This is a genomic window from Pseudomonas sp. 3JA (assembly GCF_036961705.1).
Taxonomy (GTDB): domain Bacteria; phylum Pseudomonadota; class Gammaproteobacteria; order Pseudomonadales; family Pseudomonadaceae; genus Aquipseudomonas; species Aquipseudomonas fluorescens_Q.
In genome coordinates this window covers 26605-49680 of the sequence record NZ_JBAMDJ010000029.1, presented here as the reverse complement: position 1 = coordinate 49680, position 23076 = coordinate 26605, and the positions used below count along the sequence as shown (strand labels likewise).

21 protein-coding genes are annotated in these 23076 nt (G+C 62.0%); 11 read left to right on the top strand and 10 right to left on the bottom strand.

Annotated features, from left to right (window positions below; translation table 11 throughout):
* The first annotated feature begins 170 nt into the window (after positions 1-170).
* From V7773_RS21180 to V7773_RS21155, 6 genes are all read left to right on the top strand, one after another.
* Entirely contained in the window at positions 171-1868 is a 1698-nt protein-coding gene (locus tag V7773_RS21180; protein ID WP_336074962.1) for a sulfatase-like hydrolase/transferase, read from the top strand.
* Between the two features lie 525 nt (positions 1869-2393).
* The gene (locus tag V7773_RS21175; RefSeq protein WP_092144340.1) at positions 2394-3062 is read left to right on the top strand and encodes an ABC transporter ATP-binding protein; all 669 of its coding nucleotides are present in this window, start codon (positions 2394-2396) and stop codon (positions 3060-3062) included.
* Entirely contained in the window at positions 3062-5530 is a 2469-nt protein-coding gene (locus tag V7773_RS21170; protein WP_336075014.1) for an ABC transporter permease, read from the top strand. The genes V7773_RS21175 and V7773_RS21170 overlap by 1 nt, the downstream gene beginning before the upstream one ends.
* On the top strand, positions 5520-6593 hold the full coding sequence (locus tag V7773_RS21165; RefSeq protein ID WP_336074957.1) for a lipocalin-like domain-containing protein: 1074 nt from the start codon (positions 5520-5522) through the stop codon (positions 6591-6593). The genes V7773_RS21170 and V7773_RS21165 overlap by 11 nt, the downstream gene beginning before the upstream one ends.
* Positions 6594-6658: 65 nt before the next feature.
* A complete protein-coding gene (locus tag V7773_RS21160) occupies positions 6659-6901 on the top strand; it encodes a hypothetical protein (RefSeq protein ID WP_072339792.1) in 243 nt (80 codons plus the stop codon).
* 31 nt (positions 6902-6932) lie between these two features.
* Complete coding sequence (locus V7773_RS21155; protein WP_170862016.1) at positions 6933-7106, top strand: hypothetical protein; 174 nt, start codon at positions 6933-6935, stop codon at positions 7104-7106.
* 219 nt (positions 7107-7325) lie between these two features.
* On the opposite strand, the gene V7773_RS21150 is transcribed toward V7773_RS21155, so the two are convergent.
* From V7773_RS21150 to V7773_RS21125, 6 genes are all read right to left on the bottom strand, one after another.
* Positions 7326-7844 carry an Hcp family type VI secretion system effector gene (locus V7773_RS21150; protein WP_336074953.1) on the bottom strand — a complete coding sequence of 173 codons (519 nt, stop codon included), beginning with the start codon at positions 7842-7844 and terminating at the stop codon, positions 7326-7328.
* A gap of 298 nt (positions 7845-8142) precedes the next feature.
* The gene (gene hglS, locus V7773_RS21145; protein WP_336074951.1) at positions 8143-9519 is read right to left on the bottom strand and encodes a 2-oxoadipate dioxygenase/decarboxylase HglS; all 1377 of its coding nucleotides are present in this window, start codon (positions 9517-9519) and stop codon (positions 8143-8145) included.
* Positions 9520-9607: 88 nt separating this feature from the next.
* Positions 9608-10828 carry a glycolate oxidase subunit GlcF gene (gene glcF, locus V7773_RS21140; protein ID WP_336074949.1) on the bottom strand — a complete coding sequence of 407 codons (1221 nt, stop codon included), beginning with the start codon at positions 10826-10828 and terminating at the stop codon, positions 9608-9610.
* Position 10829: 1 nt separating this feature from the next.
* The gene (gene glcE / locus V7773_RS21135) at positions 10830-11888 is read right to left on the bottom strand and encodes a glycolate oxidase subunit GlcE (protein ID WP_336074948.1); all 1059 of its coding nucleotides are present in this window, start codon (positions 11886-11888) and stop codon (positions 10830-10832) included.
* On the bottom strand, positions 11888-13387 hold the full coding sequence (gene glcD, locus V7773_RS21130) for a glycolate oxidase subunit GlcD (RefSeq protein WP_092412831.1): 1500 nt from the start codon (positions 13385-13387) through the stop codon (positions 11888-11890). The genes glcE and glcD overlap by 1 nt, the downstream gene beginning before the upstream one ends.
* A gap of 66 nt (positions 13388-13453) precedes the next feature.
* A complete protein-coding gene (locus V7773_RS21125) occupies positions 13454-14383 on the bottom strand; it encodes an alpha/beta fold hydrolase (RefSeq protein ID WP_063320374.1) in 930 nt (309 codons plus the stop codon).
* Between the two features lie 297 nt (positions 14384-14680).
* Here V7773_RS21125 and V7773_RS21120 point away from each other — a divergent pair, with 297 nt between their 5' ends.
* Together V7773_RS21120 and V7773_RS21115 are read left to right on the top strand one after the other, a co-directional pair.
* Entirely contained in the window at positions 14681-15766 is a 1086-nt protein-coding gene (locus V7773_RS21120) for a diguanylate cyclase (RefSeq protein WP_336074947.1), read from the top strand.
* Positions 15767-15851: 85 nt separating this feature from the next.
* Positions 15852-17090 (top strand): M20/M25/M40 family metallo-hydrolase, encoded by a 1239-nt coding sequence (locus V7773_RS21115; RefSeq protein WP_092144351.1) that lies wholly within the window; start codon positions 15852-15854, stop codon positions 17088-17090.
* A gap of 117 nt (positions 17091-17207) precedes the next feature.
* Here V7773_RS21115 and V7773_RS21110 read toward each other — a convergent pair whose 3' ends face one another.
* Positions 17208-17960, bottom strand: coding sequence for an anti-sigma factor family protein (locus V7773_RS21110; protein ID WP_336074946.1), 753 nt, complete (start codon positions 17958-17960; stop codon positions 17208-17210).
* Positions 17957-18463, bottom strand: coding sequence for a sigma-70 family RNA polymerase sigma factor (locus V7773_RS21105; protein WP_336074944.1), 507 nt, complete (start codon positions 18461-18463; stop codon positions 17957-17959). Before V7773_RS21105 ends, V7773_RS21110 begins: the two co-directional genes overlap by 4 nt.
* A gap of 168 nt (positions 18464-18631) precedes the next feature.
* Here V7773_RS21105 and V7773_RS21100 point away from each other — a divergent pair, with 168 nt between their 5' ends.
* Both V7773_RS21100 and V7773_RS21095 read left to right on the top strand, forming a co-directional pair.
* Positions 18632-19714: a catalase family peroxidase gene (locus V7773_RS21100; RefSeq protein WP_336074943.1), complete on the top strand. Its 1083-nt coding sequence runs from the start codon at positions 18632-18634 to the stop codon at positions 19712-19714.
* On the top strand, positions 19711-20247 hold the full coding sequence (locus V7773_RS21095) for a cytochrome b (RefSeq protein ID WP_336074942.1): 537 nt from the start codon (positions 19711-19713) through the stop codon (positions 20245-20247). Before V7773_RS21100 ends, V7773_RS21095 begins: the two co-directional genes overlap by 4 nt.
* Before the next feature lie 57 nt (positions 20248-20304).
* On the opposite strand, the gene V7773_RS21090 is transcribed toward V7773_RS21095, so the two are convergent.
* A complete protein-coding gene (locus V7773_RS21090; protein WP_336074940.1) occupies positions 20305-21456 on the bottom strand; it encodes a M14 family metallopeptidase in 1152 nt (383 codons plus the stop codon).
* 493 nt (positions 21457-21949) lie between these two features.
* A complete protein-coding gene (locus V7773_RS21085; RefSeq protein ID WP_063322112.1) occupies positions 21950-22291 on the bottom strand; it encodes a DUF6124 family protein in 342 nt (113 codons plus the stop codon).
* Positions 22292-22422: 131 nt separating this feature from the next.
* On the opposite strand from V7773_RS21085, the gene V7773_RS21080 reads away from it, so the two are divergent.
* Complete coding sequence (locus V7773_RS21080) at positions 22423-23070, top strand: LexA family protein (protein WP_336074938.1); 648 nt, start codon at positions 22423-22425, stop codon at positions 23068-23070.
* Positions 23071-23076 lie beyond the last annotated feature (6 nt).

Here is a 23076-nt window from a genome sequence, read left to right as displayed (position 1 = left end):
AACGGTAGTAATCCATAGATTTTTACATTTTGTGGCGCGTTTTCGTGTCATTTTTGGGGTAACTTTTTTTTGACGCGTGGTTCGGATGAAGCATTTCTTGCGCTTTGAAAATCGGCTGCTAACGTGCAGGAACGAAGTGCTTTGGATACGGCGATCTGGTCGAGGAAAACATGGCCCGTTACCTCAAGGAACTGCTGCTGGTTCTGTACCTGCTCAAGGGATACGACTATTACCTCGACCGTCTCAGCGCGTTGGGCCTGGGGTTCGCCACGTTGCTGTTCGGCGCCATGTTCACGGTGCTGGTGCTGGCGCTGTGGATGAGTGCCTACATACGCCAGACCCTGGTGAGACATGTGTTTGCCTTGGCGATGTTTGTTTCAGCGGTGTTTTTCGAGGTGTACACCCGGGTCACGGACAGTTACCTGACCTATAGCCAGTTCGTTTCGCTGGTGTACTCGGGGGGATTTATCCAGGAGGCGGCTTATCAGTACCGCGACGTGATTATCAGCGCGGTGATCAGCGGCTTGCTGCTGTTATTCGGCATCGCGCTCAAGCCTCGGCGGTCGGTGCGGTTGCCCGGTTATTTGCCTATAGCGGCGCCGGTGCTGGGCATGTTGTTGCTCAGTGGCGTGTTGTTCGTGCGGGCGGGCGAGGGCGCGCGCGGCCTGCCGGTGATGTACACGCCGTTGGCCTATTTGAATCTGTTTGCCTACGAGTCCTTGCACAGCACCATCGGTCCCCGGGAGCCGGTCACCCTGATGCGACGGTCGTCTTTGATCGAGCAGGATATCGTGCTGATCATCGATGAAAGCATTGGCGGCAATTACCTGGATATCAACGCGCCGTTCGGCGTGCACACTGGGCTGAAGACGCCGCCGGAGGGCGTGGACATCTTCAATTTCGGTTATGCGGCCTCCATCGCCAATTGCAGCGCCGACACCAACGTCACCCTGCGCTATGGCGGCACGCGCGCCGACTACATACGCATCAACAGCACCCGGCCGTCGATCTGGCAATATGCCAAAAAGGCGGGTTTGCGTACCGTCTACATCGACGCCCAGCGCACTGGTGGCTACCTGCAAAACCTGATGACCGAGCTGGAAAAACAGGACATCGACGAATTCGTCCAATTCGACCAGGCCAGCGTGCGCGACCGTGACATGGCGGCTGCGGCGAAGTTGATCGAACTGCTGGGCGACAACCAGGCCGAACTGGTGGTGATCAACAAGGTGGGGGCGCATTTCCCGGTACACGACAAATACCCCGACGACTTCATGAGCTACCGCCCGGCCTTGCCGCGAGGGCAGTTCCAGGAGGTGGCCGACACCGCTAGCCGCGATGGCTTCAATGGCCAGAAAGATGACTGGTTGCTGTATCGCAATGCTTACCAGAACACCTTGCTGTGGAACGTCGGCGAGTTCTTCAAGCGAATCTTCCAGCAGGCCGATTTGAGCCATGCCGTGCTGATCTACACCTCCGACCACGGCCAGGACCTGCACGAGCGTGGCAACCCCGGGCTCAACACCCATTGCGGCGGTGACCCGGTGGCGGAGGAGGGGTTGGTGCCGTTGGTAGTGATCCAGGGCAGCCAATTGCACACCCTTGATTGGCGTGATGCCTGGACCCGGAACAAGGACCGTTCGAGCCACTACAACATCTTCCCGACGTTGTTGCAGTTGATGGGGTACGACCCGGCCGGGGTTGAATCGGCCTATGGGAAATCCCTGAGCCAACCAACCGATGATGATTTCACTTTCAACTATCGCTTTAATGCACGGTTGGGGGCCAAGCCGGCTTGGAAACACATCGACTTGGGCGACATCGTGACACCGCAGTCCGGCCAGGTTGAGATGGCGGTGGGGCGTTGACTGGAGCTGAGTTCTTGATGGGAGTGAGCTTGCTCGCGATGACGCCGGCACACTCAACATCACTGCAAACTGATCTACCACCTTCGCGAGCTAGCCCGCTCCCACAGGAGAAACGCGGTCCACCAAGAACCAGGTCGGCTATCAGGCCGCCTCGTGGCGGATGTTGATCTCGGCGCCCCGTTAACCACGCTGGCCGAACGCAGGCATTGTGGAGTGGGCATCCCGGCATGGATGCCGGGATAGCCGCGCTGGGCCATGGATGGCCCTTCGCGGCGGGCCCACGGAGCAATGCCGGAGTGAGGGCACACCGAGCCTAGGCGAGGTGCCGAGTGGTGGGGCAGAGGCGCTTTGGTTACTTTCGCGCTTTTTTCGAAAGTGACCCGCCGTCAGGGCGGAACCCTAAGCGGCCGTTACCGCAGAAATGGATATACACCCCACCCCGACGAGCGATGAGAAAACCCGTGGGTGAGGACCGTTCCTCAACTCCGCTATCCTGAACCTCAAGTCCACCCGCCGAGCCTTTCCATGCTTGAAGTCCGCCAAGTGCACAAAAGCTATCCCACGCCTCAGGGCCCATTGCCAGTGCTGCAAGGCATCGACCTGACCCTGATGCCCGGCAGCAGTCTGGCGCTGATGGGGGAGTCGGGCAGTGGCAAGAGCACCCTGCTGCACCTGGTCGCTGGGCTGGACAAGGTCGATCGCGGCAGCATTCGCAGTGGCGAGTATCGGCTCGATGGCATGAGTGAAAGCCAGTTGGCGAATTGGCGACGCACGGAAATCGGCCTGGTGTTTCAGCAGTTCAACCTCATCAGCAGCTTGTCGGTGGAGGACAACCTGGCGTTCCAGGCGCGTCTGTGCGGCCGTCATGACGCAGCGTGGCAAGCCCATCTGGTACAGCGGCTCGGGCTTTCAGGGCTGTTGCGGCGTTATCCCGAGCAACTGTCCGGCGGCCAGCAACAGCGGGTAGCGCTGGGGCGGGCATTGGCTTCGCGACCGCCCTTGTTGCTGGCCGATGAACCCACCGGCAGCCTCGACGAAGCCACCAGCGACGAAGTCCTGCAACTGCTACTGGAACTGCTGGAGGGCAGCCCCACCAGCCTGCTGATGGTGACCCACAGTCCACGGGTGGCAGCTCGCCTGGCCCAGCGCGTGGTATTGCACGGCGGGCAGTTGGCGCAGGTGACCCAGGGGTGATGATTTTTCGCCAGACCCTCAAGGCCCTGCTCAGCCATTGGTGCCAACACCCGGTGCAATTCTTCAGCGTGCTGACCGGCCTGTGGCTGGCAACCAGCCTGCTCACTGGCGTGCAAGCGCTGAACAGCCAGGCCCGGGACAGCTACGCTCGGGCCAGCCAATTGATCGGCGGCGAACCCCAGGCCAGCCTCAGTGCACCCGGTGGTGGCACGTTCCCCCAGCAATGGTTTGTCGAGCTGCGGCGCCAGGGCTGGCCGGTGTCGCCAGTGGTGCAGGCTCGGGTGCTGCTCAAGGACCACGAGGATCAGCGCCTGCAACTGATGGGCATCGACCCGGTGTCGCTGCCGCCCGGTGCCGCGCTGGCGGGGCAGGCGCGGGAGATGACTGAGGTGGTGGCGTTCTTTACCGACCCCGGCCGCACCTGGATCGCCCCGCAAACCTTGCAAGCCCTGGGGCTGACCGAGGGCGACCGACCCCGGAGTGTCGATGGGCAAACCCTGCCGCCGTTGCATGCCCAGGAGGACATGGCGCCGGGCGTGCTGTTGATGGACATCGGTTTTGCCCAACAGGTACTCGGGTTGCCGGAGCAACTGTCGCGACTGTTGCTGCCCGCCACGTTCAGTGCCGCATTACCGGAAGCGTTCACCGGTCGCCTGCAACTCAAGCACGCCGATGAAGAAAACAACCTGTCGCGCCTGACCGAAAGTTTTCACCTGAACCTTGATGCCTTGGGGTTTTTATCCTTCGTGGTGGGACTGTTCATCGTTCACGCGGCCATCGGCCTGGCCCTGGAGCAACGCCGCAGTCTGTTGCGGACCCTGCGCGCCTGTGGTGTCAGTGCGCGGGTGCTGGTCACCAGCCTGACCATCGAACTGGGCGCGTTGGCCTTGCTGGGCGGGATCGCCGGGGTGCTCAGCGGCTATTGGCTGGCGAGCCTGTTGTTGCCCGATATCGCGGCGAGCCTGCGAGGTTTGTATGGCGCCGAAGTGGCCGGGCACTTGAACCTCAGCCCGTGGTGGTGGTTCAGCGGTGTCGGCTTGAGTCTGCTCGGTGCGCTGCTGGCCGGGGCTGACAGTCTTTTGCGGGCGGCGCGCCTGCCCTTGCTGGCGCTGGCCAACCCCCAGGCCTGGCATCAGGCCCATGCCCAATGGCTGCGACGCCAGGGTCGGGTGGCGACGGTGGCGGCATTGATTGCCGCCTCGGCGTTGATCTGGGGCGATAGCCTGGCCAGTGGTTTTGTCCTGATGACCGCCTTGTTGCTGGGCGCGGCGCTGGCCTTGCCGGTGTTGCTCAACAGTGCGCTGAAGCGGTTGTCGAGGCGCAGCCGCTCGGTGCTCGGGCAGTGGTTTCTTGCTGATTGCCGCCAGCAATTGCCGACATTGAGCCTGGCGCTGATGGCATTGTTGCTGGCGCTCGCGGCCAATATCGGCGCCGGCAGCATGACCGCCGGCTTCCGCCAGACCTTCAGCAACTGGCTCGAACAACGGTTGACCGCCGAGTTGTATATCAACCCGCAGACCCCGGCCCAGGCGGACGAACTGCACGCCTGGCTCAAGCAACAACCGGCGATCACTGCCGTCGTTCCCCTCTGGCAAGTCTCGGTCCCGTTGCAAGGCTGGCCGACGGATATCCACGGCATCATTGATCACCCCCACTATCGACAGCATTGGCCGCTGCTGGAATCGGCCGGCGACAAGCCGTGGGAGCAACTGGCCGCCGCCGACACCCTCATGCTCAGCGAACAACTGGCACGGCGTCTCAAGGTGAGTACCGGCGATCAGTTGACCCTGCCGACACCCCAGGGGCCATGGGCACTGCGTATCGTTGGCATCTACGCCGACTACGGCAATCCCAAGGGTCATGTGCTGGTCAACGTCGATCACTTGCTGGCGCACTGGCCGGACCTGACACCGAACCGTTTCAACCTGCGCATCGAACCGTCCGCGATCCCGGCGCTACTGACAGCGTTGCAAGACCGGTTCAGCCTGGATGACAGCCGCATCGTCGACCAGGCCCGGCTCAAGGGCTGGTCGACCCAGGTGTTCGAGCGCACCTTCGCCGCCACCGCTGCCCTCAACAGCCTGACCCTGGCGGTGGCCGGGGTGGCGTTGTTCATCAGTCTGCTGACCCAGAGCCAGAGTCGCCTCGCTCAGTTGGCACCGCTGTGGGCGCTGGGGGTGACACGTCGGCAGTTGATGCTGCTCAACCTCGGCCAGACCTGGCTGCTGGCGCTGCTGACCTTGGTCCTGGCGTTGCCGCTGGGCATCGCCCTGGCCTGGTGCCTGGACACGGTGATCAACGTGCAGGCTTTCGGTTGGCGCCTGCCATTGCGGGTGTTCCCGTTGCAATTGGTGCAATTGCTGGCCCTGGCGATGCTCGCCACGCTGCTGGCATCGGCCTGGCCGCTGTATGCGTTGTACCGCACGCAGCCGGCGGATTTGCTGAGGACCTTTGCCCATGAAGATTAGAGTCGGCGTGTTGTTGCTGCTGGCGTTGCTCAGCGGTTGTGATGACTCCGCGCCCGCGCACAAGGGCTTTGCCGGCCTCGGCGACCAGGCTGTGGCCTTCACTCCGGTGGTGCCTGGGCGGGTGTTCAGTTTCCCCGCCGACCACGGGACTCATGAAGGTTTTCGTATCGAGTGGTGGTACGTCACCGCCAATCTCAAGGATGCCCAGGGGCATGAGTTCGGCGTGCAATGGACGTTGTTTCGCAGCGCCTTGAATGCCGCGCCCCAGGCCGGCGGCTGGCGCAACCAGACGATCTGGCTCGGCCACGCGGCGGTCACATCCGCCACCGTGCACCATGCCGCCGAGCGTTATGCACGAGGCGGGGTGGGGCAGGCCGGGGTACGGACGACACCCTTCGAGGCCTGGATCGACGACTGGCGCTTCGGCACTCGAACGACGGGCGTCGACCCACTGGCGGATATGCAATTGCAGGCCCGGGACCCGCGCTTCAGCTATGCATTGCGGCTGACGTCGAGCCGTCCGCTGGTGTTGCAGGGCGATCAAGGTTTCAGCCAGAAATCCGAACAGGGGCAGGCGTCGTACTACTACAGCCAGCCGTTCTTCCAGGCCAGCGGTGAATTGGAAATCGATGGCCAGCGTTACGCGGTCAGCGGCCCGGCCTGGCTCGACCGCGAGTGGAGCAGCCAGCCCCTGAGCGCAAACCAGACTGGCTGGGATTGGTTTTCCCTGCACTTGGATAACGGCGAGCACCTGATGCTCTACCGCATGCGCCACAAGGACGGCGCGCCGTATCTCACGGGCACCTGGATCGACGCCCAGGGCCAAGCGCAAACCCTGCGCGCCGGGGAGATCAGCCTGGCGCCACTGGAAAGCGCCAAGGTCGCCGGGCGGTCGATGCCGGTGCGCTGGTCGATCAAGATCCCTGCCAGGCAGCTCGACGTGACGACCCAACCCTTGAACCCCAACGCCTGGATGAACTTGCAGATTCCTTATTGGGAAGGGCCGGTGCGATTGAACGGTAGCCACGTCGGCAACGGCTACCTGGAAATGACCGGCTACTGAGAATCGCCGGAACTCCCCACGAATCTCAGCCCTCATACCTTATGAATGCCTCGCAGGAGCCCGTCATGAGCGATGACCTCAAACCCCCGTCGCTGGCCGATTGGCAGCGGCTGTTCGACGACAAGGCTTATTGGCAACAATCACCCGACGTTCATTTCACCGAGCTGATGCGGGTGGCCGATGATCTGTTTGGCCAGGGAGCTATCGACCTGGCGCAGTGGCAGGCGCTGAAGACCAAGGCTGAGCAACTGCATCAGCGCTCCCCCGATGCCAACGTCGCTGAAGAAGTCGCCGACCCTGATGCCTGATTGCCAGGCTTGAACAACCAAGGAGTTCGCCATGAACCACCGTTCCGATCAAACGCCGCACAACCCTGACGAGCCGGCGATGCCTGGCGAAGTGGAACGCGACAACGACGCCTTGCGCCCCAACGATCCCGCCAAGCGCAAACAGCAGCAGGGGGATGCGGAAGCAGGAGAGACCGATGCGCAGAAAACTGGCCGGCGTGGTTGAGGTGGCGCATCAAGGATAAATAATTATTTAAATGGACTCGCGGAAATATCCGGCAAGTTCCACTAATATTGTGCCGTTCGCCCAGTGTCAGGCTCTTTACCAGTGCATGGATTGCCGAGGCCGTCGCACTGGGCGAACACCTCTGAGGGAAAATATCCCTGTTTACTTCAATGCACATCGGCCAGCAGACCTGGCCGGTGCATTGACGAGTGCGCGGACTTAACCGGCGGCAGGTGCACGCCAGTCATCGACGCCCATCGTGCTGCAGGCTATGTGATTCCAGGTGATCTTGCGGTACGAGAAGTGCACATCTTGCAGGTGAGTGAAATGTGAATTTGCCGGGTCTTGGCAGTTGAGCATGTAGTCCTTGATTTCGACGATAATCGCGTCCTCCAGCGTAGTGGTGTAGTAATGCTCTTGGGTTCCGGAGGCTGAAGTGCGGTACCACTTGATTTTAACTTCGCTCAGGCTTTCGCCGCTGCACAGGGCTTTGAGCAGCAATGGCGAGGCTTTGTCGAACACTTTGGTGATGACCAGAGGGTGGTGTGTGCGTGGACCGGTTGGCTGACCAGACTGAGGATCGCGTGGGATGGCCACCTGGTGCTGGAACCCCTGAACCATGACCTCGTCTGTATGACCTTCCTGATAGATGTTGCCTACCGAGTCGGCGGTAAACGCGTTCTCAGTGATCGGACCTTGTTTGGTGCCTATGATGGACATGTACGCTGGGGTAGCCAATGGATGCTCTCCTTCCTGGATAACTAAAAAGCCCGGGACAGCAGTTGTCCGAGGTGGCCTGACGGTTATCAAGAGCTGTGCCATTTTAAAAAAAATCAATGCAAATCAACTAGTTATGTCTTTCCTGCGCGAATTCGCAGCTCCGGCAGGGCGGAATGCGCGCAAGAGGTCGCTCGGAGCAATGTCGGCTATTGCACCTCAGGTTGGCACGGCGGCCCCTTAGGCGGGGCGGCTCGTTATCGAGTTTTGTGGCAGATCCGTAGCGCAACCTCTTACACGAACGACCTTCAGCCCGTTCCTACACGCCTAACGCAGCCCAGCATTCATCAATAGAACGCTGTTGCGTCTCGGCGTACAGCCCCAACTCATCGATGGTCGCCCGCCCCAGCGCTGCTTCAAAGGCGTGGCGATTGGACTGCCCGGCGTAGTGGCTCTGGGCAGCATCGCCAAGGTTCGACTGGAAAATGCCGGCGGCGCTGACCGGCAGGAAGTCTTCATACACCAAGGGTTCGGCACGCAGGTATTGCTGCTCCAACAGGCGTTCCAGCGAGGCCGTGCGCTCGACGCTGCCCTTGGCGGCGAGGCCCTTGGGCGTCACGAAATAACGGAAGTACGCCAGTGCTTCTCGACGCAGCTCATCGTGGTTGTCGGGGAATTGGGCAAAGTGCTCGCTCATCAGCGTGTTGTAGCGTTCGGCGTTGGCCTCGTTGGGGAAATCCCCCAACGCATCCCGCGCAGCGTTGAGCAATCGATCGTAGAGCGCACGACCCTTGGGCGTGAGGGCGGCGCCGCGTTGCTCGATTTCGCCAAAGCGAGCGCTGTGGCTGCCTTGGGATTGTGATTGATCGGTGAAGCTGACCGGCTCATCGAGGGCCTTGAAGCTGGTCTGGCGCAGCAGGATCGGGCATTGGCGGCGAGGCGGGCCTTCGATCACGGCTTTGGGCGTGATGCCGTGCACGGGCATCCGGGCCTGGACGATGTCGATGTCCAGGGTGCGCGGTGTCAGGTGATTGATGTGCGGGCCCTTGAACGCCACCACATCGGCGATCAACCGATGTTGGGCGCTCAGTTGTCGGTACTGCTCGGCCGTGACAGTGGCGCTGTGGTGCCAGCGAAAGGTTTCCAGGGCTTGTAGGACGAAGTCCTCAGCCTGGGACTCGCTCAGGCCACCCTGGTATTCGGCCTGCTCGATGAGCTCAAGGGCCCTGGGGGTGAAGATCTGCCGTTTATCCAACACCGATTCGGCAAAGGCCCGAAGCTCGGCGTGCTCGATCAGTTCCAGGCGCAGCAGCGAGGTAAACACCCGGAACGGGCTGACCTGCAACGCGCTTTCGTGCACGGCGCGGAAGGCGGTGGAATGCACCGGCACCCCGGCAGGCGTGAGGTCGTAGTAGCCCACCGGCTGCATGCCCATGACCGCGAACAGACGCCCCAGGGTCGCCAGCTCGGCGGCGGTGCCGACGCGGATCGCGCCGTGGCGTTCCAGGTCCAGGCGTTCGAGTTCGCCGGTGCTGCGCAGGTGTGCGGCCAGGATCGGGTCTTCGGCCAGCACCTGGGCGTTGGTGTGCTCCACCAGCTTCATCAGGGCGCCATACAGCGGCACCTCGTCGCGGTACATGTCGGACATCGCTCTAGAGAAGCGTTGGCGGATCAGGTCGGGGCTGACGAAGCTCATCGTAAGAATTCCTGGCGAGGGCTGTGGGAAAGTTGGACGAAAGATCGCAGCCTTCGCCGGCCCCGGCAAACGAAGAATCTTCAGGACTTCATTCTGCCAGGGACTGATCCACCAGCTCGATCCAGTGCCGCACGGGCGTGCGCCCGGCGCCGTCGAGGTGGTTCTGGCAGCCGACGTTGGCGGTGACGATCAGCTCCGGCTGGCCACTTTCCAGCGCATTGAGGCGGTTGTCGCGCAATTGCCGCGCCAGGGCGGGCTGGGTCAACGAATAGGTGCCGGCCGAGCCGCAACACAAATGGCCGTCGGGCACCTCGGTGAGGTTGAAACCCAGCCGCGTCAGCAGTGCCTCGATGCTGCCGCCGAGTTTCTGCGCGTGCTGCAAGGTGCAGGGGCAATGCACGGCAATGCGCTGGTTCCTGGCCGCGCAGATCTGTTCCAGCGGTTCCTTGCCGAGCACTTGCACCAGGTCCAGCGCCCGTTCACTCACCTGCTGGGCCTTGGCGGCATAGGCAGGGTCGTGTTCCAGCAGGTGCCCGTAGTCCTTGATGAAGGCGCCGCAACCGCTGGCGGTCTGGACGATGGCTTCAGCACCGTTTTCCAGGTACGGCCACCAGGCGTCGATGTTCTGTCGGGCGCGGTCCAATCCTGTAGCCTGGGCGTCGAGGTGATACTCCAGCGCACCGCAGCAGCCGGCCTGCGCACAGGGGATCACGCTGATGCCGAGTCGATCCAGCACTCGCGCTGCCGAGGCATTGGTGTTGGGCGACAGGCCCGGTTGCACGCAACCTTCGAGCATCAACACCGTACGCCGATGCCGCAGAGGCGGGCGTTCGCCGTGAGACGGGGAAGGGCGGGGCAACTTGGCGGTCAGGTTCGCCGGCAGCAACGGACGGAAGATCGCGCCAAGACGCAGCAGGGCCTTGAACCGCTCGGGGCTGGCGGCCAGGCTGCGCAGCCCCAGGCGCAGCGCACGTTGGTCGGCGGGGCGCGGTACGGCTTGGTCGACCACCGCCCGGCCGATGTCCAGCAGGTTGTGGTAATCCACACCGGACGGGCAGGTGGTCTCGCAGTTGCGACACGACAGGCAGCGATCCAGGTGCAACTGGGTGCTGGCTGTCGCCGGCTGGCCTTCGAGCACTTGCTTGATCAGGTAGATGCGTCCGCGCGGGCCGTCCAGTTCATCGCCGAGCAATTGGTAAGTGGGGCAGGTGGCGTTGCAGAAACCGCAATGCACGCAACTGCGCAGGATCCGTTCGGCTTCTTCGGCGCGGGGCAGGTTTTTGCTTTCCTCACTGAACCGAGTCTGCATGCTAAAGCTCCGGGTACATCCGACCAGGGTTGAACAGTCCCAGGGGATCGAGCTGGGCCTTGAGTTGCCGGTGATAGCGCAGCAGCGCCGGGGCCAGTGGCTGGAACGGTGTGTCGCTGGCACCCTGACGATAGCAGGTGGCATGGCCGCCGACTTCATGGGCCAGGGCTTGCACCGTGTCGGCCTCGGTTTTCACCCAGCGTTGGGCACCGGCCCAGTCGATCAGTTGCGTGCCCGGCAGGGTGAGCGGCCCGGTATGGTTGGGCAACGACAGGCGCCACAGCGGCAAACCCTCATCAAAGAAGGCCAACTGATGTTCATTGAGTGTCGTCCAGTATCGATCGTCGATCACCTCGCCACCAAAACGCTGATGAGCGGCGCTGACCGAGCCTTCGCCACCCTCCAGGCGCAGGTGCAGACAGTCGCCGTCATGGCTGGCGGCGCTGATGGGCAGGGGCTGACGGCCCCACTCGGCGAGTTTCCCCAGGGCCTCGGTGCTGTCCAGTTCCAGGCGGATACTCAGGCTGTGACGGGGTTTGGGCAGGACCTTCAAGGAAACTTCGGTGATGACCCCCAGGCAACCGAAACTGCCGGCCAACAGGCGCGACAGATCGTAGCCGGCGACGTTTTTCATCACCTCGCCTCCGAAACGCAACAGCGTGCCGTGGCCACTGATCAGGCGCGTGCCCAGGACGAAGTCGCGCACCGAACCGGCCCATGGACGACGCGGCCCCGATAGCCCGGCGGCGACCATGCCGCCGACCGTGGCGTCATCGCCAAAGGCTGGCGGTTCGCAGGGCAGCCGTTGGCCGGCGGCGTCGAGGGCGGCAAGCAGTTCCCGCAGCGGGGTGCCGGCCCGGGCCGTGATGACCAGTTCGGTGGGGTCGTAGTGGACGATGCCACGATGCACGCGGGTGTCCAGCACTTCGCCAGCCACTTCGCGCCCCAGGAAGGCCTTGCTGTTCGACCCCTGGATACGCAGCGGCGTGGCGTTGGCCCGGGCGCGATTGACCTGTTCGAGCAGCAGTTCGCTGGCGTCCTGGTCGGCTTCGCGGCTCATCAGAAACGCTCCAGTTCAGGAAACGGCAGTTGCCCGCCATGGATGTGCATGGCACCGAATTCGGCGCAGCGGTGCAGGGTGGGGATGTTCTTGCCGGGGTTGAGCAGGCCTTGGGGATCGAACGCTGCTTTTACCGCGTGGAACAGGTTCAGTTCGTCGCTGTTGAACTGCGTGCACATCTGATTGATTTTTTCCCGGCCCACACCGTGCTCGCCGGTGATGCTGCCGCCCACCTGGACGCACAGTTCGAGGATTTTCCCGCCCAGGGTTTCGGCGCGCTCCAGTTCGCCGGGCTGGTTGGCATCGAACAGGATCAGCGGGTGCATGTTGCCGTCGCCGGCGTGAAATACGTTGGCGACGCGCAGGCCATGCTCGGCACCGAGGCTGGCGATGCGCTGCAGTACCTCGGGCAAGGCGCGTCGCGGGATCGTGCCGTCCATGCAGTAATAATCCGGCGCCAGGCGCCCCACCGCCGGGAAGGCGTTCTTGCGCCCGGCCCAGAACCGCAGCCGTTCGGCCTCGTCCCGCGCCTGGCGCACTTCGGTGGCACCAGCCTGCTCCAACACTTGGCGGACCCGTTCACAATCGTCATGGACATCGGCCTCGACCCCATCCAGTTCACACAGCAGGATCGCTTCGGCCTCCACCGGATAGCCGGCGTGGATGAAGTCCTCGGCGGCGCGGATCGCCAGGTTGTCCATCATTTCCAGGCCGCCGGGAATGATCCCGGCGCCGATGATGTCGGCCACCGCTCGCCCGGCCTTGTCCACCGAATCGAAACTGGCCAGCAGCACCTTGGCGACCTGGGGCCGGGGCAGCAATTTGACCGTCACTTCGGTGATCACCCCCAGCAAACCTTCGGAACCGGTGAACAGCGCCAGCAGGTCCAGGCCCGGCGAGTCCAGGGCTTCGCTGCCGAGGGTCAGGCGTTCGCCTTCGATGGTGAGGATCTCCAGTTTCAACAGGTTGTGCACCGTCAGGCCGTACTTGAGGCAGTGCACGCCACCGGCGTTTTCCGCGACATTGCCGCCGATGGAACAGGCGATTTGCGATGAGGGATCCGGTGCGTAATACAGCCCGAACGGTGCCGCCGCCTGGGAGATCGCCAGGTTGCGCACACCGGGTTGAAGCCGCGCGGTGCGGGCGTCGGGGTCGATGTGCAGGATCTGGTTGAACCGCGCCATCACCAGCAATACGCCGCTTTCCAGGGGCAGGGCGCCGCCGGACAGACCGGTCCCGGCACCCCTGGCGACCACGGGTACATCCAGCCCATGGCAGAGCTTGAGCAGCGCTTGCACCTGCTCGACGCGCCTGGGCAATGCCACCAGCAGGGGCGTGGTGCGGTAGGCCGACAAGCCATCGCATTCATAGGGCTTGAGGTCTTCCTCCTGGTGCAGGATGTCCAGGTCCGGAATCTGTGCCTGCAAGGCTTGAAGCAGGGCCTGTTTGTCCACCTTGGGCAAGGGGCCGTCGAGGTGTTCGTCGTAGAGGATGTTCATGAAGTCGATACCTCTGGGTCGGCTTGAATCCCACATAGGGTTCATTTTGTTATTCTTGCATCGCCGTCACTGCCCCAACCCCTTGAGAAATTCCCGATACAGCGCCGCGGTTTTCCCCGGTCGCTCGACCATGGGCATGTGGCCGATACCGTCCCAGATTTCCACTCGCAAATCGGCAATGCCCTTGCTCCACACCGGCACGCTGCTGACGTCGATCAGCCGGTCCTTGCGCCCCCAGAGTAGCAGCGACGGGGCGCGGATGTCGGCCAGGTGCGGTTCCATCGGCGGGCTGGCGCGAAAATCGACGAAGATCTCCGCCAGTTCATCGCGGCGCTGTTCGTAACGTTCGGCCATTGCCGCCAGCACCACGCTGGGTACCCAGGGCGGGGAGGCCATGGTCATTGCGTAGAACGGCGCGAAATCGTCCCGCGAGTGGACGAGGAACGGGTTATGCCCGGCGGCCAGATGGCGTTCCATGTCGCTGGCCTGGGGGGCGGTGACACCGGCCGGATCGATCAGCGCCAGGGTGAGCACGCGCTCGGGCGACGTGGCCGCCAGCCATGCGGCGAGGTAACCGCCCATGGAATTGCCGATCACATGGACCTTGTCCAGGCCGCAGGCGTCGAGCAACTCGATGACCCGCCGGGCCTGGGTCGGGATGTCATAGCCGCCGCCGGCCTTGAAGCCGGTTTCGCCATGGCCGGCCAGGTCGGGCACCACCACCCGGTAGTCGCCGACAAAATGCCGGGCGAAGCGTAGCCAGAGATTCTTGTCGGCGCTGTAGCCATGCAGCATCAGGATGCTGCCGGACGCTTCATAGGGCCCGCCTTGCCAGGTCGATACGGTCATTTCGCTGATGGGGACGGTGATCTTGTGCAACCGGTAGAGACGTGCCTCCAGCGCCATGCCCATGTCGTACAGCACATGGCCGATGCCTGGATACGTCAACCAGCTCCAGGCGATAAACACGGCAAGGACTACCCACAACACCAACATGTTTTGCCCTCCATGGGTCAGGACAGAATGTGATCGGCCAGTCTGAGCCGACGGGTCAGATACTCTCTAAGTGAAGCTGAAACCCGAGGACATCGCGATGACGTAGCGCATTTGCTTTGCTACTTGCTATGACAGCCGCCGGATGACTCATGTATAGCCAAAATTCGCGGTAGGGCCCGACATTTGAAGGCGAATAAATACCCCTTCATTCAGTGGTGGCTATTTGATGCCGCCCTGATAGACTCCAAGCTACCCCCCGTCCCAATGACTTGGGAAACCCGCGGTGCAGAGGTTCCTATGCAAAAAACGGGAAAAAAGGGACGGACGCTGGCCAGGAGGCTTTATATATCGCGCATTCTGGGCCTGACGCTGGGGTTGCTGTTGGTGAGTGCTGCCATCTTTCCTCTCGAACCGGCGTCGTGGGTCTGGGGGTTCATGCTGTTCAATGGCCTGCTCTGGCCACACTTGTCCTACTGGTGGGCCCGACGTTGCTCGATGCCCTACCACGCCGAACACCTCAATTTATTGATCGATGCGGTGCTTGGCGGCTTCTGGGTCGCGGCAATGCAGTTCAACCCGCTGCCCGCGGCCGTCACGCTGGCGATGATGGCGATGAACAATGTCGCCATTGGTGGCCTGCGTTTCCTGCTCATTGGGGTCTTGGCCCAAGTGGCCGGCATTGTCGTGGGCGTGCTGATCTTCCCGCTGACCAGCGTACCCATGACCAGCCCGGCGCAGATCTATGCGTGTTTGCCGTTGCTGTGCCTGTACCCGATGGCACTGGGTTGGTTCTGCTATCGCCAGGCCTACACCCTGGGCCGGCAAAAGCGCGAATTGCTGGCCCTGAGTCGCACCGACAGCCTGACCGGCTTGCTTAACCACGGCGCGTGGAAAGATCGCCTCAACGAGGAGTTCCAGCGCTGCCAGCGTCACCCGAATGACGGGGCAGGGCGCGGTGCGATTGCGCTGATCGACATCGATCACTTCAAGGCCATCAATGACACCTATGGCCATGTCGCCGGCGACGTCGTGCTGCGCCAGCTTGGCAAGATGCTCAAGCAAAACCTGCGCGCCGCCGATGTGGTCGGGCGTTATGGCGGGGACGAGTTCTGTGTGATCCTGCCGGACCTGACGCTCCACAACGCCGTGCAGGCCATGGACGGGTTGCGCGAGCGCTTCGCGACGCTCAGCTATGAACAGAACCCGGCGCTGAAGGTGAGCCTGAGTATTGGCCTGGCAGCCTTCAACCCGGCTTATGGCGATGCCACCCATTGGCTCAATGATGCCGACCAGGCGCTTTACGAGGCCAAGACCGGCGGGCGCAACCGAGTCACTTGTTTTCGGCATCGGCAGGTGTTGGAAGAATCGGTCATGTCTCCCTGAGGTGGCCACCTGCGGTCTAGAGCCTTGACCCATTGTCGGGTAGGGTGCCTATGGCACTCTTTCGATACGGAACAAGGATGAAATCATGATGATGACCGCTCTTCGCTCCCGTCTGGCCGTCAGTCTTGGCCTGAGCCTGGCCCTCGGCGCCTTCGCCCCCGGTGCTTTCGCACAGCCCCATCAACAAGTCCTGAGCGACGCCGAACAGTACAAGGGCGAGGCCCTGAAACTGCTCGAGCGGTTGGTGAACATCGACTCTGGCTCAGGCTATGTGCCGGGGTTGACCCAGGTCGGTGATATTGCGATCGATGAATTGACGAAGTTGGGCGCCACCATCGAAAAGGTGCCTAACTCGGACGGTACCCAGCACATCCTGGCGACCCTCAAGGGCACCGGCAAGGCAAAAATCCTGCTGATGGCCCACATGGACACGGTGTTCAAGGAGGGCTCGGCCGCCGAGCGTCCCTTCCACATCAAGGATGGACGCGCCTACGGTCCGGGGGTGATGGACGACAAGGGCGGCATCGTCGCCGGGATCTACGCCTTGAAGGTGCTCAAGAACCTGGACTTCAAGAACTACGCGCAGATTACTTTCCTGCTCGACGCCAGCGAAGAAACCGGCTCGGACGCCGCCACCGACCTGATCAAGAAAACCGCCAAGGCCCATGACGTGACCCTCAACCTTGAACCGGGTCGCCCGGCCGATGGCTTGGTGGTGTGGCGCAAGGGCAGTGCCACGGCGCTGGTGGAGGTCAAGGGCAAGGCGTCCCACGCCGGTGTCGCACCGGAACTGGGGCGCAATGCGGCGATGGAAGCCGCGCACCAGATCTTGCAACTGGGCAAGCTTGGCGACGCGGAAAAGAAAACCACCATCAATTTCACGGTGATCAAGGCTGGTGACCGGACCAACGTGATCCCCGACCAGGCGAGCGCTAAGGCGGATGTGCGGGCAGCGGTGCCGGAAGAGTTCGACCGCATCGAAAAAGACTTGGCCCGGGTATCGCAGGACAAGTTGATTGCCGACACCGAAGTCACCACCAGCCTCAAGCGCGGCCTGCCACCGATGCCGCAGACGGCGGAGTCGGACCGGTTGATGGCCATGGCCCAAGGCATCTATGGCGAACTCGGGCGCAAACTCACCGAGGAAGGCAGCGGTGGAGCGGCGGATGCCAGTCTGTCGGCCGGGGTAGGCACGCCGACGCTGGATGGTTTTGGCATCGTCGGTGGCAACATCCATACGCCGGAGGAATACGCCGAAGTCGAGAGCGTGGTGCCAAGGATTTATTTGTTGTCGCGGATGATCATGGAGTTGGCTGGGCGGTAAAGCGCTATGTCGTCCTGTGTGCGAGCTTGCTCGCGAAGGCGGTCGTTCAATGAGCAATGATGTTGACTGACGCACCGCTATCGCGAGCAAGCTCGCTCCCACAGGGATCTGCGCGGATCAGAAGTCCAATGTCTGCTTAAGTCTTTGCACCGTCGGCGCATCACTGGGGATGACCATCGCATAGTTGTACCCCTGCCCGGACCAGTACTCGGCTTGCAACTCGCCCTCGCGACGACTGCCCCGCGGCAGGAGGAAGTTTTTCGGGCCGGGTGGGCGCACGTAGAAGCTGATTTTCTGACCGCTCGGGTCCTGATAGACCACCATCGCCGCCGCGCCTTGTTCGGTGCTGAGCAAGCGTCCGCTGACCGGCTTGAAGCCCGCACCCGACAGGTCTGGCAGCCGGTCAGCCCGGGTGAAGTAACGGTCGAGCCAGCCTTGCATGCTCTGCTCGTCGCCGGTCTGGTAATCGGCCGGAAGGATGCCCTGCTGGGCAATCAACCGGTACGCCTGTAGGGCGTCAGCCATCGGGGCGGCGGCGCTGAGTAGGGTCATTTGTCGCGCCTGCCAGCCGCTGACCCCGCCTACGCTGACGGCCAGCAGCAGCACCGCGACGCTGGCCAGGTGGCGGCGGGAGCGATGTTTCAGGTGCTGGCGAATCATGGCCGGGTCGAGATCCGGATTGGGCGGCTGTTGCAAGGCGCCGCTCAGGGCCGTGCGCAGGTGCTGCGCGTCTTGTTGCCAGGCGCGGACCCGGGCGGCGACTTCCGGCTGGTTGGCCAGGTAGGCCTGCATCAGGCGCTGGTCGGCCTCGCTCAGTTGGCGATCGACGTAGGCGTGCAGGTCGCTGTCGCTGGGGGGCATGCTGATCATTTGAGTATCCGCAGGGTAGGGCGGGTGACTTCGCCGTCGCTGAGTTGGCGCAGGGCCTGGCGAGCACGGGACAGGCGGGACATTACCGTGCCGGTCGGCACGCCGAGGATGTCGGCGATTTGCTGGTAACTCAAGCCTTCCACCGACACCCAGAGCAACAGCGCGCGCTGTTCCGTCGTGAGCTGATCGAAGGCCTGCAAAGACGATTGCGCGATCACGCTGCGCTCGGCCGAAGGGTGGGCATCGTCGCGGCCGGTGAAAAACTCCAGCATGCGCGCATACCGTCGTGAGCGGCGATGGTTGTCGAGAAACTGCCGATACAGAATCGAAAACAGCCAGGCCCGCAGATCGCCGTCCGGACGCTTGTCGTTCCATTTGGACAATGCCCGTTCCAGGCACATCTGCACCAGGTCGTCGGCGTTGCTCGGGTTGCGCGTCAGCGACACGGCAAAACGCCGTAGCCTGGGGATGAGCTCGCGCAACTGTTCGTCGAATGCGTTCATAGGGGGGTGGCTTCTGTGGGCAGTCATTGCGCCGGGACTGGAAAGACGACCCGCGAACGAGATTATTCCAGTGCAGGAAAAATAAATACGAGGCGTGGGAATAAACCTGCCGGGCCTTCGTCTGACGGGTCCTTTCCAACAAATGGCCTCGAGGCCTGGAGATTTCTCATGGTTGATCCTTCATCCTCGTCGAGCCGGCCACCCTTGAGTGCCGCTGGCCTGACATTGCGCCTGAGCGGCATCGCCGTGATTGTTGCTGCGTTGGCCGGGGCGTTTGCCTACGTCAATGGCAGCCTCGACCCACAACGCCTGACACCACAGGCATTGGTCAATGTGCTGGAAAAAAACAACGGCGTTCACCCGGGCTTTCGACGCAACCACTCGAAAGGAGTCTGCGTCGCGGGTTACTTCCAAAGCTCGGGCGAGGCCAGCGCCTATTCCAGCGCCCAGGTGTTCTCGCTGCCGCAAACGCCTGTGGTTGGGCGTTTCGCCTTGCCCAGCGGCAATCCCTATGCACCGGACGGCAGCGTGCCGATTCGCAGCCTGGCACTGCGCTTTACCCAGGCCAACGGCCAGCAATGGCGTACCGGCATGAACAGCATGCCGGTGTTTCCGGTGGGTACGCCGCAAGCTTTCTACCAACTCCAGCAAGCCCAGTCGCCGGACCCTGCCACAGGAAAACCGAACCCTGCGGCCGTACCGGCGTTCTTTGCCGCACACCCCGAAGCGGTGCCGTTCCTGCAATGGATCAAGACCGCCAAACCCTCAGCCAGCTATGCCACTGAAACCTACAACGGCATCAACGCGTTCTATCTGATCAACCCCGCCGGGCAGCGCCAGGCGGTGCGCTGGGGCATGGTGCCGATGAGCCAGGATGCCGCGGATGCGACGCCACCCCAGGGGGGCGACTTCCTCGAGCAAGACCTGGTGAAGCGCCTCGCCGCCGGGCCGTTGCGCTGGCAGTTGAACATCACCCTGGCCAACCCGGGTGACCCGGTGAACGATGCCAGCAAGGCTTGGCCCGCTGACCGCAAGGTACTCAATGCCGGCACGTTGGTGCTGGAGCGCACCCAGGCGCAGGACAACGGCGAATGCCGCGACATCAACTATGACCCGCTGATCCTGCCCCAAGGGATCGAAGGTTCCGAAGACCCGCTATTGGTCGCGCGCTCCGCCGCCTATGCCAGTTCCTACTTGCGACGTACCAGCGAAGTGAGCCAGTTGCCCGCCAAACAGGAGTCCCGCCCATGAGCGCCCCTCGTCACTTTGTACCGCTGGCCCGGCTGCTGCACTGGCTGATGGCCGTGATGGTCATCGCCATGCTGTTCATCGGCGCGGGCATGGTCGCCTCGGTGTCCGAACGCCATGAATGGCTGTTGCAGTTGCACAAACCATTGGGTATCGCGATTTTGCTGTTGGTGATCGTGCGCCTGGTGGTGCGTTTTACTACCCGCCAACCGCCGCTGCCGGCGGATCTGCCGGCCTGGCAAGTGCTGGCGGCAAACGCCTCGCATGTGCTGTTGTACGCCCTGATGCTGGTCTTGCCGTTGTTGGGCTGGGGCATGATTTCGGCGGCGGGGGACCCGGTGATGCTCGGCGACTCGTTGCAACTGCCTTCGATTCTGCCAGCCCACGCCCAGACGTTCGCACTGCTGCGCAAGGCCCACGGGTACCTGGCTTACCTGTTGTTCGTGACGGTGCTGGTGCATCTGGCGGCGGCGTTGTTTCACGCTTGGGTGCGCCGGGATGAGGTGTTGGACAGTATGTTGCGCGGCAAGGGTTGATGGATTGTGGCCAGGGAGCAAGCTCCCTGGCCACAGGGGATTGATCAGGTCATCGGATCAGCGCAATTCGTCGACCAGGGCCTCGATGGTGCTCAACACATCCTTGCCCAGCTGCATCGAGCGTTTGCCGGACCAGCCGGTGATCGGGTTCGGGTGATCGTTGTGGTCCTTGAATGGCATCTCCAGGGTCAGGGACAGGCAGTCATATTTCTGGCCGACCGCGTTACACGCCAGGGTCATGTTGGCCTGGCCCGGTTCATCGCGGGTGTAGCCGTGAGTGGTCTGGAAGTCTTTGGTCTGATGCTTGAGATGGCTGCGAAAGCGCTCTTCAAGTTCGGCAATGCGTGGTGTGTAGCCCGGGTTACCTTCGCAACCGGCGGTGAAGACGTGGGGAATTTCCTCATCGCCGTGAGCATCGAGGAACAGATCGACGCCGTACTTTTCCATTTGTTGCTGGACGAAAAAGACCTCGGGGCTGATTTCCGGACTGGCGTTCTGCCAGGCGCGGTTGAGGTCCTGGCCCATGGCGTTGGTCCGCAGATGCCCGTGGAATGCGCCGTCCGGGTTCATGTTCGGCACCAGGTACAGATCGGCTTTGGCGAGCAACTGGTTCAGTTGCGCATCGTCATGCTGCTGGAGGCGTTCGATCACGCCCTCCATGAACCACTCGGCCATGTGCTCGCCGGGATGTTGCTGGGCGATGATCCAGACTTTGCGCCGGCCTTCGGCACCGCTGCCTTTGCGCAGCAGCTGAATGTCCCGGCCTTCCACGCTTTTACCGACGGCCAAGAGTTCGGTGCCAGCCTTGTGCTGCGCTTGCTCGATCAGCCAATCATGTCGGCCGCGACTGTAGGGTTCGAAGTAGGCAAACCAGGCGTTGGTCTGTTCGGTCTCCAGATAAAAGCGCAGGGCGTCGCCTTCAAATTGGGTCGGAATGCGGAACCAGTTGACGTGATCGTAGGAGGCAACGGCCTGGTAGCCCGTCCAGGCCTTGTTGTAAGACGATTGACTGGCGTTGAGCAGCCGAAAGGAATATTCCTGGCCGACGTGCAGGCCGCTGGCCTTGAAGTGGAACCATTGGAAATGGGCGCTGCGGGTGTCGGGCCTGATCTTGAGCAACGATTGCAACGGGTTGCTGATGTCGACGACCTCGATGTTGCCGCTGTCGAAATTGGCGCTGATATCAAAGGAAGATTTAGCCACGGTCACGATTCCTGGAGAGGATTTTCATGGCCATTACTGTACACGCAAGACGGGGGAACCGAGACGATTTACGTCACGTAAACGAGGGGGCGTCCTCCCTGGACGCCGAGCCAGCTTAGAGAGTCTGCAATTGATTCTCAAGCGCTGGTTGTCGATAGTTTCCGCCTGCGTGGCGGGGCTGCTCTTGCAAACGGATATTCATTTGCTATCATCGCCGCCATCGAATTGGCAGCACCCAAAAAGACTTCATTAGCCTGAAGCCATAAGCCGAAAAATCGGCAAAAAAAAGACCCGGCAAAAAGCCGGGTCAAAAACCGTGATTAGCCTGATGAGGAGATATTCCAGAAGTCCGACCTAAGGTCTTCTGGTCTATCGACTGATCTCGCGACCAGCTGATGCAATAATAATCATTATCATTTGCAAGTCAAATGATTTTATCGCGTCGATGGAAAATTTTTCTCGTCGTCCGCGTTCGCGGCGACATTCCCGAGTGTTACCCCTAGCGAGTCGGGTAGCCATCCAGGGATCGGTCAAGCATCACCTTGACCAGGTCAATCATGTGCACCACCGAAAATGCCAGGTCACGGTTCGAACCGTTCAACTGGTTGGCGGACTCGTGGGCGGTTGCCGCTGCACAGCGCAGCAGGTCGCATGCGTGAACAAGGGCTTCTTCTGCGCTGACGCTATGATTGACGTCGAAGAAGCGATGTTCTGCCTGGGCCTGCGAAACACCTGGTTTCAAGTAGTAATCGAGGGCGCGCTTGGCCGCCGGGCAATCCTGCAAGGAAGGGAACGTGCTGTCGAAAGGGCTGCCGGGTTGGTTTTTGTTGGGTGTATCCATGAGGATGAAAATCTCCGTGTGGGGGGCTGAACTCCTGAATCCAGAATAGTACTTATCGTAATTGTGACGATAATTTAAATACTACAATTTGTGTTTTGAATGGCCGGAGTCATCCACGTATCGTGCCGCACATGGATAAATGGATAGAGTTGGTCAAGGCCAAGATGAAGGAGCTGCGCATCACGCAAGTGGTGCTCGCAGAACGGTTGGGAATGTCCCAGGGCGGCGTCGGCCATTGGCTGACCAAGCGCCGGCAACCCAGTGTCGAAGACATGAACAGGGTCCTGCGGGAGCTGGGGCTGGAGTTTCTGGAAGTGGCGATGGTGATTCGCGAGCCGGACACTTCCACGGACGAAGGCATGGCCCTGGCGCAGAAGTACAACCCGTACTTCCGCTACCCGGTCAGTGAATGGCACGAGGTTGGCGAGGTTCGCGAAGGCGATCCTGGCGCCTACAGCCAGGCGCGCTACGAGCTGACGGACTACCACGCCCTGGGGGCCGCGTTCTGGCTGGTGGTGGTGGGCGACGCGATGACCGCACCCAGCGGCTTGAGCATTCCCGAGGGCATGTCGATCCTGGTGGATCCGGCCATCGAGGCGGTGCCAGGCAAACTGGTGGTTGCCTGCTTGCCCGGCAGCAGTGACGCGACCTTTCGCAAATTGATCGAAGAGAGCGGGCAGCGTTACCTGGTTCCGCTCAATCCGACTTACCCGAAAAACCTGTACACCGAGCAATGTCGGCTCATCGGTGTGGTGGTGCAGGCCACCATCAGGTTCTGACTGGAT

Bases quoted from the DNA above. Each gene is read 5' to 3' on its own strand.
- V7773_RS21180 (WP_336074962.1), top strand. From the start codon at position 171: ATGGCCCGTTACCTCAAGGAACTGCTGCTGGTTCTGTACCTGCTCAAG.
- V7773_RS21175 (WP_092144340.1), top strand. From the start codon at position 2,394: ATGCTTGAAGTCCGCCAAGTGCACAAAAGCTATCCCACGCCTCAGGGC.
- V7773_RS21170 (WP_336075014.1), top strand. From the start codon at position 3,062: ATGATTTTTCGCCAGACCCTCAAGGCCCTGCTCAGCCATTGGTGCCAA.
- V7773_RS21165 (WP_336074957.1), top strand. From the start codon at position 5,520: ATGAAGATTAGAGTCGGCGTGTTGTTGCTGCTGGCGTTGCTCAGCGGT.
- V7773_RS21160 (WP_072339792.1), top strand. From the start codon at position 6,659: ATGAGCGATGACCTCAAACCCCCGTCGCTGGCCGATTGGCAGCGGCTG.
- V7773_RS21155 (WP_170862016.1), top strand. From the start codon at position 6,933: ATGAACCACCGTTCCGATCAAACGCCGCACAACCCTGACGAGCCGGCG.
- hglS (WP_336074951.1), bottom strand. From the start codon at position 9,519: ATGAGCTTCGTCAGCCCCGACCTGATCCGCCAACGCTTCTCTAGAGCG.
- glcF (WP_336074949.1), bottom strand. From the start codon at position 10,828: ATGCAGACTCGGTTCAGTGAGGAAAGCAAAAACCTGCCCCGCGCCGAA.
- glcE (WP_336074948.1), bottom strand. From the start codon at position 11,888: ATGAGCCGCGAAGCCGACCAGGACGCCAGCGAACTGCTGCTCGAACAG.
- glcD (WP_092412831.1), bottom strand. From the start codon at position 13,387: ATGAACATCCTCTACGACGAACACCTCGACGGCCCCTTGCCCAAGGTG.
- V7773_RS21125 (WP_063320374.1), bottom strand. From the start codon at position 14,383: ATGTTGGTGTTGTGGGTAGTCCTTGCCGTGTTTATCGCCTGGAGCTGG.
- V7773_RS21120 (WP_336074947.1), top strand. From the start codon at position 14,681: ATGCAAAAAACGGGAAAAAAGGGACGGACGCTGGCCAGGAGGCTTTAT.
- V7773_RS21115 (WP_092144351.1), top strand. From the start codon at position 15,852: ATGATGATGACCGCTCTTCGCTCCCGTCTGGCCGTCAGTCTTGGCCTG.
- V7773_RS21110 (WP_336074946.1), bottom strand. From the start codon at position 17,960: ATGATCAGCATGCCCCCCAGCGACAGCGACCTGCACGCCTACGTCGAT.
- V7773_RS21105 (WP_336074944.1), bottom strand. From the start codon at position 18,463: ATGAACGCATTCGACGAACAGTTGCGCGAGCTCATCCCCAGGCTACGG.
- V7773_RS21100 (WP_336074943.1), top strand. From the start codon at position 18,632: ATGGTTGATCCTTCATCCTCGTCGAGCCGGCCACCCTTGAGTGCCGCT.
- V7773_RS21095 (WP_336074942.1), top strand. From the start codon at position 19,711: ATGAGCGCCCCTCGTCACTTTGTACCGCTGGCCCGGCTGCTGCACTGG.
- V7773_RS21085 (WP_063322112.1), bottom strand. From the start codon at position 22,291: ATGGATACACCCAACAAAAACCAACCCGGCAGCCCTTTCGACAGCACG.
- V7773_RS21080 (WP_336074938.1), top strand. From the start codon at position 22,423: ATGGATAAATGGATAGAGTTGGTCAAGGCCAAGATGAAGGAGCTGCGC.